Origin of the sequence: Streptomyces sp. NPDC048185 (assembly GCF_043202495.1) — a bacterium.
GTDB lineage: Bacteria > Actinomycetota > Actinomycetes > Streptomycetales > Streptomycetaceae > Streptomyces.
Genome location: NZ_JBIDAN010000004.1, coordinates 568591 through 579828, shown reverse-complemented (window position 1 = coordinate 579828; position 11238 = coordinate 568591). Strand labels below are relative to the sequence as shown.

At 73.2% G+C, this 11238-nt stretch carries 5 protein-coding genes; 2 read left to right on the top strand and 3 right to left on the bottom strand.

Annotated elements, in window-relative coordinates:
• Positions 1-113: 113 nt before the first annotated feature.
• Together ACGF3H_RS15970 and ACGF3H_RS15965 are read left to right on the top strand one after the other, a co-directional pair.
• Entirely contained in the window at positions 114-434 is a 321-nt protein-coding gene (locus ACGF3H_RS15970) for an L-rhamnose mutarotase (protein WP_362497239.1), read from the top strand.
• A gap of 82 nt (positions 435-516) precedes the next feature.
• The gene (locus ACGF3H_RS15965) at positions 517-1545 is read left to right on the top strand and encodes a LacI family DNA-binding transcriptional regulator (RefSeq protein ID WP_362497237.1); all 1029 of its coding nucleotides are present in this window, start codon (positions 517-519) and stop codon (positions 1543-1545) included.
• A 69-nt stretch (positions 1546-1614) separates the two neighbouring features.
• Here the strand turns inward: ACGF3H_RS15965 and ACGF3H_RS15960 are convergent, their stop codons facing one another.
• The 3 genes from ACGF3H_RS15960 to ACGF3H_RS15950 all read right to left on the bottom strand — a co-directional run bounded on the left by ACGF3H_RS15960 (position 1615) and on the right by ACGF3H_RS15950 (position 11097).
• Positions 1615-4881 (bottom strand): family 78 glycoside hydrolase catalytic domain, encoded by a 3267-nt coding sequence (locus ACGF3H_RS15960; RefSeq protein WP_362497234.1) that lies wholly within the window; start codon positions 4879-4881, stop codon positions 1615-1617.
• Positions 4882-4926: 45 nt separating this feature from the next.
• A complete protein-coding gene (locus tag ACGF3H_RS15955; protein ID WP_362497232.1) occupies positions 4927-8331 on the bottom strand; it encodes a glycosylhydrolase-like jelly roll fold domain-containing protein in 3405 nt (1134 codons plus the stop codon).
• Between the two features lie 168 nt (positions 8332-8499).
• On the bottom strand, positions 8500-11097 hold the full coding sequence (locus ACGF3H_RS15950) for a beta-L-arabinofuranosidase domain-containing protein (protein ID WP_362497230.1): 2598 nt from the start codon (positions 11095-11097) through the stop codon (positions 8500-8502).
• Positions 11098-11238: the final 141 nt, after the last annotated feature.

The window sequence follows — 11238 nt, the reverse complement described above, 5'->3', positions numbered from 1 at the left end:
CGGCGCCCGGGCGGAGACCGACCCCGCCCCGCGGCCCGGGGGGGGGGCGGCGCCCCCGCGCCGGGGGGCCCGGGGGCGCGCGGGGGCCCCACCGTCGGCAGCAAGGTGATCCGATGCAACGTGTCTGTTTCCTCCTGAAGGTCCGCGCCGAGAAGGCCGCCGAGTACCGTGAACGCCACCGGGACGTGTGGGCGGACATGCGCGCCGCGCTCACCGCGGCGGGCTGGCGCAACTACTCCCTCTTCCTGCGGGAGGACGGCCTGCTCGTCGGCTATCTGGAGACCGACGACTTCGAGGCGGCCCGCGCGGCCATGGACGCGACCGAGGTGAACGCCCGCTGGCAGGCCGGGATGGCGGAGTTCTTCGAGGAACTCGACGGTCAGGCGCCCGACGCCGCCATGCGCCCTCTCACCGAGGTCTTCCACCTGGCGTGAGCCCGCGTCCCGGCTTTCGCAGGACGAACACTTCCCCGGCACCGGTTCGACGGCGGGGAGAGAACAGCAGGAGACAACAGACATGACCCACTCCACGCCGGTGGTCGGCATCAAGGACGTGGCACGGGAGGCGGGTGTCTCCGTCGGCACGGTGTCCAACGTGCTCAACCAGCCCAGCCGCGTCTCGCAGCGGACGCGACGTCATGTGGAGCAGGTGATCGCGCGTCTGGGGTACGTGCGCAGCGAGTCGGCCCGGCAGCTGCGGGCCGGCCGCAGCCGTGTCATGGCCGTACTGGTCCTGGACATGGGCAACCCGTTCTTCGTCGACCTGGCGCAGGGAGCGGAGCGCACGGCCCGCGACGCGGGTCTCGCCGTCACGCTGTGCAACAGCGCGCAGAGCGCGCGGAAGGAGGCCGAGTATCTCGACCTCTTCGCCGAACAGCGGGTGCGCGGCGTACTGGTCACCCCCGCCGACCCCAGCGGGCGGAGTCTGGGCGACTTCCGCCGGCACGGCATCCCCTACGTGCTCGTGGACCGGGTGGCCGGTGACGAGCGGGGCTGCTCCGTGTCGGTCGACGACGTCGCCGGCGGTGCCATGGCGATCCGGCATCTCACGGGCGCCGGGCACCGCTCCGTGGCGTTCGTCAGCGGGCCGCCCCATCTGAAGCAGGTGCAGCACCGCAGGGCGGGGGCCCTGCGCGCCGTCGCCGAGGCCGGCCTGCCCCCCTCCGCGCTGCAGGAACTTCCCACCGAGCGCCTCGACGTGGCCGCCGGCCGGGACGCGGGGGCCAGGCTGCTGGGCCTGGCGTCGCGGCCCACCGCGGTCTTCTGCGCCAACGACCTGCTGGCCCTCGGCGTGCTCCAGTTCATGTACACGGCCGGCGTCAAGGTCCCGGACGACATGGCCATCGTCGGTTACGACGACATCGAGTTCGCCGCCGCGGCGACCGTGCCGTTGACGTCCGTCCGGCAGCCCGCCCGTGCCATGGGCGCGCTGGCGGCGGACCTGCTTCTCCAGGAGGCCGGCGACCGGGCGGACGAACACCGGCACCAGCACGTGGTCCTCCAGCCCGAGCTCGTCGTCCGCGGTTCGAGCCTGCCCACCCGCTGACCTCCCGCGCCGTACGCGCACGCAAGCCCGACGGCGGTGGCGTCGCACGACGCCACCGCCGTCGGTCGTTCAGGAGCCGTCGGCCGCGTACACCGACGTGAACGTCCAGTCGCCCGAGCCGACCTCGTAGACGGCCTCGCCCCGCTCGGTCCGCAGCAGCTCCGCTCCGTCCGGGGCGGCGACGCGTCCCCGCGAGAACGGCACGTGGACCTCGGCGGTGCTGCCGGCGGGCACGCTCAGCCGCAGCCGGTAGCGGTCGCCGTCGCGCTTCCAGTCGGTGCTCGCGGTGCCGTACGGCGTGCGGTAGGAGCCGGAGGCGGAGGTGAGGTCACCGACGACGGCGGGATCGATCAGCAGCTTGCGGTAGCCGATGGACCCGGGGGCCTGTTCGATGCCGGCGACCCGGTCGGTGAACCAGGCGTCGATGGCGCCGAGCATGAAGTGGTTCTGGGACTGACCGGGGCCGCCGTCCCAGGACTCGCCCAGCGTGGTGTTGCCGTGCAGGACCTGGTAGCCGTAGCTCGGGCTGGTGGTCTGCGTGGCGATCCCGTGGACGACGTCGTCACGGCCGGCCGCGGAGAGCACGCGGAAGGCGGCCGGCAGGGAGATCTCGCCCAGCACGAGGTGGTGGCCGGCCTCCTCCACACTGCGGACGAAGTGGCCGAGCAGCCGGTCGCGTTCCCCGTCCGGGACGGCGCCCATGTCCAGGGCGAGCGCCTCGGCGCCGTGGCCGCCGCCGCCGAAGGTGCCGGTGGCGGGGTCGTAGTACTTGGCGGTCAGGGCCTCGGCACTGGCGTCGGCCTTGGCCCGGTAGGCCGCCGCGCCGTCCTCGTCGCCGAGCACGGCGGCGATGCGGCTCAGGGCGTCGACGACCCGCCAGTAGCCGTAGGTGCCGGCCACGGCGCGCGGGAACGTCCGGTCGGGGGTGAACCAGTCGCCGAGACCGTAGTCGAGGATGCCGTCCTTCACCTGCTGCTCCAGGAACGACGCGTACCGCTTCATCTGCGGGTAGTACGTGGTGAGCGTGTCGCGGTCGCCGTAGGTGGTGTAGAGCTGCCAGGGGACGAGGACGAAGGCGCCGCCCCAGTTGGCGTCGTTGCGGTAACCGCCCGGCAGGTCGGTATACTCGGGGACGGTGCTCGGGATCAGGCCGTCCTCGGTCTGGGCGTCGGACATGTCGCGCACGAGCTTGCGGAAGTACGCCTCCATGTCGTAGTTGCCGGTGAGGACGGGGAAGAGCAGCTGGTTCTGCTCGAGCCAGCCGAGCTTCTCCCGGCTCGGGCAGTCGGTGAGGACGCTCATCATGTTGCCCTCGATCGACCGGCGGATGATCGAGTGGATGCCGTTGACGAACTGGTCCGAGCTGGTGAAGTCGCCCGAGGAGGCGTTGTCGGTGTGCAGGACCTTGCCGCGCACGGTGACCGTCGCGTTCTCGGGCAGGCCCTGGAGCTCCAGGTAGCGGAAGCCGTGGTAGCCGAACTTTGGGTGCCAGGTCTCCGATCCGTCGCCGCGCGTGGTGTAGGTGTCCCACAGCGGGCCGCCGACGTTGCTGATGGACTGGAAGGCGTGGCCGTCCTTGAGGCTCTCGGCCGGCAGGATGCGGATGGCGGTGCCGGCCGGGGCGGTGACGGTGATCTCCGGCCAGCCGGCGATGTTGCGGCCCAGGTCGAAGATCCGGCTGCCCTCGGCCGCGCCCTCGACCGCCTTGCCCGTGAGCGTCTCGATCACCCGGACGGGTTCGGTCTCGCGTGCGCTCAGGACGGCGGGGTCCGTGGCCGTGCCGGGTCCGGACACGGTGGCCGCCGCCTTCCAGGCACCGCGGTCCCGGCCGGGCTTGTTCCAGCCGGGGATCGCGCGGCGGGCGTCGTAGTCCTCGCCGCCGTACCAGTTGGAGGAGGTGGTCGCGCCCAGGGTGGTGCGCCAGTCGCTGCCGCTGGCGATGCGGCGCACGGTGCCGTCGGCGAGCGTGATCTCCAGCTGGGCGACGAGCTTGGGGTCGCTGAGGTTGCCGTACAGCTTGCGGTAGCGGTCGGCGGTGCTGACGACGTTGGACATGCCGTTGCCCAGTTCGATGCCGATGGTGTTGCGGCCGGAGCGCAGCCGGTCGGTGACGTCGTAGGTGGCGTACTGCACGCGTTCGGCATAGTCGGTGTTGGCGGGTTCGAGGACGGCGTCGCCGACCGGTTCGCCGTTGATGCTGGCGTCGTACACGCCGAGGCCGGACACGTACAGCCGTGCGCTGCGCACGCTCTTCGGCAGGGCGAAGTCCTTGGTGAACAGCGGCAGTCCCGCGGGCAGGTACGGCGTGGGCGGCTGCTGTCCGGTGATCCGCGCGGCCTCGGCGAACGGTCCGGTGGGCGCGTCGCCGGTGGAGACGGTGTAGTCGACGGGGAAGTTCGGCACCCGGCCGTCGTCGGTGAGGACGTCGGCGCGCGGGTACAGGGCGATCTGGTCGAAGGTCCTGGCCGACTTGAGGTCGAGGGTGAGCACGACCGGCGTGCCGGAGACGTCGGGGCCGGTGTGCGGCGGGCTGGAGTAGCCGGCGGCCGTCTGCAGGGCGCTGTTGGGCAGTCCGTCCACCGCGAGTGCGGGTTCCCAGGTCTTGCGGAGGGTGTCGGTCTCCGAAGCGGTCACGGCGGCGCCCTTGGCGAGGCCGGTGGTCCCGCTGCCGGAGTCGCGTACGTCGATCTCGCCGAGCTGGAGGCGCCAGGACTCGGCGGGGAAGTCGTCGGCGAGCGGCAGTCCGAGCCTGGTGACGTCGAGGCGGACGTAACGGGCCGTGGTGCGCGGCAGGTCGACGACGACGGGTTCGACGGTGCGCTTGCTCAGCTGCCAGTCCGGGTGGGTGATCCAGTCCGCGTCCCAGTCCTGCTGCCGCGTCAGGCCCGTCTCGAAGGCGGCGGGTTCGCTCCACCCGGAGTCGCGGCCGGTGTCGGCGGACCAGAGCATGACCCGCCAGTAGACGCGGGTGCGGGAGCCGAGTTCCTTGCCGGCGTAGGTGGTCTGCGGGACGCCGGAGCTGACCTTGCCGGAGTCCCACAGGTCGGGTCTGCCCTGCTTCAGTCTGCTCGGTGAGCTGGCCGCCTGCACCCGGTACGCGGACTGCACGACGCCCGCGGCCCGGCTGGTGATGTTCCAGCTCAGGTAGGGCGTGGTGTCGTCGATGCCCAGGGCCTGCGCGAGGTGCTGGGTGCGCAGTCCGGCGGGCGCGATGCGGGCGGGGGGTCCGGCGTCGGCGTGGACGGCCGTGGGCAGCACGGTGACGAGTGCGGTGAGACCGGAGGCGACGAGGAGTGCCGGGCGCCGGCGGGCGCGCCGGGTGAGCGCTCTGCTCATGGGGTGTGCTCCTTGCGGGTGCGGGGCGGGGCGGACGCTGCCGGGTCAGACACGGTTCAGGACGGCCGTGACGCGGCGGTACGGCCGCAGGGTCACCGGGCCGAGCAGGCCGGAGGGCAGCGGCTTCTTGCGTTCGTTGGAGAGGGTGTTGGACACGCGGACGCTGACCGTGTTGCGGCCGGTCCTCAGGAGGCCGGTGACGTCGGCGGTGTAGGGGCTCCACAGCAGCGGCGGCAGCTCGGTGCCGTTGACGGTCACCGCGGCGACTTCGCGGACCGTGCCCAGGTCGAGGCGGAAGCCGCGCCCGTCGAGGGTGTCCCGGTCCAGGTCGAGGGTGGTGGTGCAGGTACCGCTGCCGGAGAACAGCGGGTCGAGGTCCGTCCAGCTGCTCAGGGGGCGGGTGACGGGCGTGGCGCCCTCCTTGTCGAGGGTCAGCGTCCAGTCGCCGTCCAGGTCCACGGCGTCGAGCGGGTCGGTGACCTCGGCGGTGCCGCGGTAGGTGTGCCGGTCGTCGGTGCCCGCCAGCGGGTAGCTGCCGGGCGCGTCGGCGACGACGGTGGCGTGCAGCGTGTTCCCGACCGCGGTGACGTCCTCCACGGGCAGGGCCGCGTCGGTGAGGTGGGCGCCGGGGCGGGTGGCGGGGCGGACGACGATCGCGAGGGTCTCGTAGGGGCGCAGGCTCAGCGGCACCCGCAGGCCGTCCCTTCCCCGGTCGCGGCGGTGGACGGGCGCGGGGCGGGCGGTGCCGGTGGCGGGGTCCCACAGTTCCGGGACGCCCGTGGCCGGGAGTGCGGCGACCGTCTCGACGGCCTGCCCGCTCTCGTTGTTGACGAGGAACGCGACGTCCTTGCCGCGGGTGGTGCGCAGGACGCGGACGGCCTCCGCGGCCGGTTCGAGCACGGCGGCGGCCACGCCGGCCGCGTGCGCGGCCTCCCGCAGGCCGGACACGTCGGCGACGCGTACGGCCGTTCCGGCGCCGGTGCGGCGGCTGCCGGGCAGCTGCTCGCCGAACAGCGCGGACAGCGCGCGCTCCAGGCCGCGGTCGCCGCCGTTCGCCTCGTCCCCGGGCAGCTCGCCGACGGCGACGACGGTGCCGCCGCCGCGCACGAAGTCCGTGAGTGTCTTCACGGCGGCGGCGTCGAGCGTCGGGGTGAGCGGCAGGACGGCCAGGTCGTAGCGGGCCTCGCCGACGGTGAGCCGGCCGCCGCGGGCGGTGGCGTGGGCGATCAGGCCCCGGTCGCCGCTCAGCGCTCCCTCGTGCACGAGGTCGAAGTCGACCTGGGCGGCCTCCAGGGCGTACGCGGCGTCGCTGAGCGCGCTGTCGACGGCGCCCTGCCGGTCGGTGCCGCGCCACTGTTCGGCCGCCCGCTGCGGCTGGACGAGCGCGGTCCGTGCGGCGGACGTGCCGCGCGCGACCTCCATCACGCGGCCGATCCAGTCGGCGAGCGGCTTCATCGCCCACCACCAGGGGGCGCGTGGGCCGAACGGCGGGGGGAAGTACACGCGGGTCTCGTCGGTCCACAGCGCGTGCAGCGCGGTGAGGTTGATGCCCCGGGCGGCGTTGGCCCCCACGAGGGCGCGGGCGAAGTCGGGCGCGACCTGCCAGCCCATGTTGCCGAAGGCTTCCAGCAGGGCGCGTTCGCGGCCCATCTGGTGGGCGACGCTGACCGGGTTGCGCGGGATCATCGTCGGTTCGCCGGCCACGTACTCGGCGGTGATGATGTCGCCGCCGGGGATCTGCGCCCACTGGTGGACCTTGTGCAGGTCGCCGGTGGAGGCGATGCGCTTGGAAGGTGCCGTCTCGTCGTACAGCGGGTTGGTGATGAGGGCGACGTTCCGCTTGTCGTACCAGCGGGACTGCTTCTCGAAGTACACGGCGAAACGGTCGGAGACGGCCTGCCAGTAGCGTCCGCGGGCGATGCGGCCCTCACGGCCGAGGTCGTCGAAGGCCGAGGCGTACGCGGTGCCCGGCTCGACGCCGACGGCGCGCAGGGCGTCCTGCAGCGTCGGTGACCAGGGCAGGCGCTTGAAGTGGGCCTCGGCGGAGGCGAAGTAGGGCTCGTCGTCCCAGAAGCCCGGCACGACGTTGCCGAAGTAGCGGCCGAAGCGGCGGTGGTACTCCCCCGGGACCATGTCGAGGAACAGGTCGACGGGTTCGTCGTCGAGCAGGTCGACGTAGCTGCGGCTGTAGCCCTGGCTGTCGTCGATCAGGGCGGTGCCGCCGAAGAGGTCGATCTGCCAGCGTCCGGCGGGGACCTTCCAGGGCCGTCCGGTCGCCAGGTCGGCGGTCAGTTCCACCAGGTGGTCCGTGCCGGTGGCGCCGACGGGGCGGGCGACGGCGGCGACCGGTGCGGCGGTGCCCTCGGGTTTCGGGCGGGCCGGGAAGTCGCCGGCGGCGGCCGGGGCGTCGTAGGTCTGCTCGTACAGGACGGTGCCGTCGGCGGCGGTGACGGCCAGGCTCTCCCACAGGGCGCGCTGCCCGTCGACGGCCCGCACGCCCGCGCTGCCCGAGGTGTGGGCGGCGTCGGTGACGGTGCCCTTGCCCTTGCCGTCGAGGGTGACGGCGACGGCGTCGCCGCGGACGGTGACGACGAGGGTGTGGAACTTGGTCTTGTTGAAGCCGTCGGTGCGGCTGCTGCGCGCGAGCTCCTCCGGTGCCCTCCCGTCGGCCAGGCGCAGGACGGTGACGACGCCGGTCTGGTCGAACTCCACGGCGTAGCCGTCGGTTCCGGTCGCCGAGGCGCGGACGACCAGCCCCGCGGCGCCGTGCTCGGCCTTGGCACTGCCCGTGACGGTGCAGTCGGTCCAGTCGGCGCCCGCGCTCAGTACGGCGGCTCCGCCGAGGACGTCGGCGTCGGCGACCAGGCGGCCGGTGTCGACGCCGACCCCGGTGGTGGCGGTGAGGTCGGCGGAGGCGGGGCCCTCGACGACGGTGGTGGACCGCCACAGTGCCTTGAGCCTCAGGTCCGGCCGGGGTTCGTAGGTGCGGGAGCCGACGGTGCCGCCCGTGACGATGTACTCGCCGGCCCGGCCGCTCGGGAAGTGGTCGTCGTTGAACAGCCAGACCCGCATGCCGGTGCGCTCGGCGACCTCCAGGACGTGGCCGACGATCGCGAACCAGTCCTCGGTGAAGAACACCGGCTGCATCTCGGCGTTGTCGAAGGGGAAGAGGATGACCTCGAACATGCCCTTGTCGCGGAGGTCGGCCATCTGGGTCTCGACCAGTTCGGGGGTGACGGGGCCGTTCCAGTACCAGTAGACCGTCGGCCGGCTGTCCGGGCGGGGGTCGGCGAAGTCGGCGGGGACGTAACCGGACTCGCGGGTGGCGCCGGCGGCGGCCGGCTGAGCGGCGTGGGCGGTGGCGGCGGGGGGCAGGCCGACGGTGAAGGCGGCGCCCGCCGCTCCGGCGGCCACGACGAACCGGCGTCTGGTCAGGTCTGATGCGGACAACGGGAACTCCATCGTTCGGGGTGGGATCTCGGGGCGGGGCGCCCGTGCCGTGCGGCACCGGGCAGGTGGGTGCCCGGTCCGTCGGGCCCGGGCAGACGCGGGTGTGGGGTGGTTCGTGTGTGCCGGCGCTGCGCGGCAAGGAGAAGGACCGCGACCCCGGGGGCGCGGTCAGCCGGCGGCGAGGGCGGCCACCTCGGCGGCCGTCAGGGCACGGTTGTGCAGGCGGAAGTCGGTGACCGCGCCGTGCAGATACGGGTGGGTGGAGTTCTGTGAACGGCCCAGGTAGTTGCGTGTGCTGGCACCGAGGAGCAGCGGGCTGGTGACCATGGCGGCGTTGCGTCCGGCCTCGGCTCCGTCGACGTACAGGATGCCGGTGCCGCCCGCCAGGGTGAGGGCGACGTGGATCCAGCGCCCCTGCGGCAGGGGTCCGGCGGCGTCGACGACGTCCTCGCCCTCCATGCCGGAGATCTTGAGGGCGGCGCGGGCCCGGCCGGCGCCGGTGCGGGGTGTGAGGTACAGGTAGGTGCTCTTGTGGTAGCCGAGGTCGAAGACGCGCGCCGAGTTGGCGAGCGAGTCGATGCGGACGCGCACGGCGACCGTCAGTTCGGTCAGGCCCGCGGGGAGCCCCTCCGGGAGCGTGACGTGACCGTCCGTCCCGTCCAGGAGCACCGCGGTGCGCGTGCCGTCGGTGGTCCAGCCGGCGCCGCCGGTCAGCGCCGCGCGGGGGAAGTTACCGGTGCCGTCGGCGGCCGTGGCGCCGCTGCCCTCGTCGAGCCGGTAGCGGGCGACGTCCCGTTCGCGGCCCTGACGGGGGGTGACGGCCCAGTAGACGGTGTAGTTCTGGTGGTGCACCTTGTAGAAGGGCCGCAGGGGCACCTCGCGGCCGTCGGCCACGGCGGTGAACTCCAGCGGGACGCCCGCCACCGGCCGCAGCGACCCGGTGCGGATGTCGGGGATGGTCGCGAGCGCGGTCGCCCCGTAGGCGCCGGCGAGCACGACGGGACCGTAGGACAGCGACCTCACCTGCGGATTGTCCGGGGCCGGGCGCCAGACCGGCTCGCGCGGGAAGGTCAGCTCCACCGTGTCGCCGCGTCGCCAGCGGCGCTCGATGGTGACGTACCGGCCCGGGCGGACGGGCGCCCCGGTCGCGTGACCGTTGAGGCGTACCGCGGCCCGGCCACCGCTGTCGGCGAGCCAGGCGGGGACCCGGACCTTCAGGGCGAAGCGCGCGTCGCCGGCGGTGACGGTGAGCCGGGTGCGGTCGCTCTCCGGGTGACCGGTCTCCTGACGGAGCGTCACCCCCGTCTCCCGCCAGGTCACCTCGGAGGGGATGAACAGGTTCACGTACAGCGTGCGGTCCGGTCCCGCGGAGCGGAAGTAGATGGTGTCCGCGAACTTGGTGTGGGTCTCCATGCCCGTGCCGTGGTCGCAGGAGAAATTGTCGTAGTCGCTGCTGTAACTGCCGGGCGCCGCACCGAGTCCGCCCTTGGGCTGCCGCCGCGAACCGGCCCACAGGCCGGTGTAGTAGGTGACGAAGCCGTGCTCGGAGTCGGGGTCCTGCTCGCCGAGCATCTGGTTGTAGAGGGTCCACTCGTAGTGGTCCATGTACGCGGTGGTCGCGGGGTCGTGCAGGAACAGCTGTCTGCCGAGCTTGAGCATGTTGTAGCTGTTGCAGTTCTCGCAGGTGTCCTCGGACAGCCGGCTGACGATCTCGCCGGGCGGGCCGAAGAACTCCTGGTTGGAGTTGCCGCCGATGGCGTACGAGTGGTGCCGGACGACCGTTTCCCAGAAGTGGGTCGCGATGTCCAGGTAGCGCCGCTCACCCGTCGCCCGGTAACTCTGCGCGGCGCCCACGATCTTGGGGATCTCGGTGTTGGCGTGCCGTCCGGCGAGTTCGTCACGTCCCGCGGCCAGCGGCTCGTACAGCTCCTCGTGGTCGAAGCGCCGCGCGGTGCGCAGGTGCGCCGGGTCGCCGGTCTCCAGGTACAGGTTCGTCAGCACCTCGTTCATGCCGCCGAACTCGACCCGGAGCAGGGACTGCATGCGGTCGTGGGGCAGCGGCGCCGTGCGGGAGTCCACCCAGGCCGCCATGCCCGTCAGCACGGTCATGGCCTGCCCGTTCCCGCTCAGCCGGTACTGGTCGAGGAGGCCGGCCATGATCTTGTGCAGGGTGTAGTAGGGCGCCCAGGGCTTGCCCCCGGCTTCGAGCTGGACGAAGACGTCCTCCGGGAAGGCGGAGAGGTAGCCCGGGCGGTAGCCGGCGGCGGGCGCGTGCGCCTGGCACTCGGCGAGCGCCGCCACCAGGTGACGGGCCTTCTCGGCGTAGGCGTCGTCACCGGTGTTGGCGTGCGCCTGGGCGAGGGCGGACAGCAGGTGCCCGGTGCTGTGGCCGCGCAGCAGGACGTCCGGGGCCTCCCAGCCGCCGCAGGGCTCGGCGGTCGACGGCAGCCCCACGTTCAGCCGGAACGTGTGCAGCAGCCGGTCCGGGTCGACGTACAGCAAGTAGGCGCAGGTGCGCCGCATGTTGGCGAGGAAGGGGCTCTCCAGGAGCCGGACCGCGGACAGCGGGAACGCGTCCAGCGCCGGCCGGACGGCCTCGACGGCTCCGGGGCCGGCGGCGGCCGGCGAACCGGTGGCCCGGACGGCTGCGGACGTCTCGTCGGCCGCCGCGGGCACCGCGGCCACCGCCGTGGTGGCGGCCGCGGCGGCCGTGGCGGTCAGGACACGGCGACGGGTGGGGCTGGGCACAGGGGGTCGCGCGGACAAGCCGGGCTCCTTCGGGGAGGGACGGACCACTCGGTGACGGGCCGATGCGTGCACGGGACGGCGGGAGGCGGCACCCGTCGGGCAACCGGCTCCACAGCGTGCGTTGAAACGTTTTTGTCAGCCGAACGGCAAAGTAGGCGG

Coding starts and splice junctions, on each gene's coding strand:
- ACGF3H_RS15970 (WP_362497239.1), top strand. CDS start 114: ATGCAACGTGTCTGTTTCCTCCTGAAGGTCCGCGCCGAGAAGGCCGCC.
- ACGF3H_RS15965 (WP_362497237.1), top strand. CDS start 517: ATGACCCACTCCACGCCGGTGGTCGGCATCAAGGACGTGGCACGGGAG.
- ACGF3H_RS15960 (WP_362497234.1), bottom strand. CDS start 4,881: ATGAGCAGAGCGCTCACCCGGCGCGCCCGCCGGCGCCCGGCACTCCTC.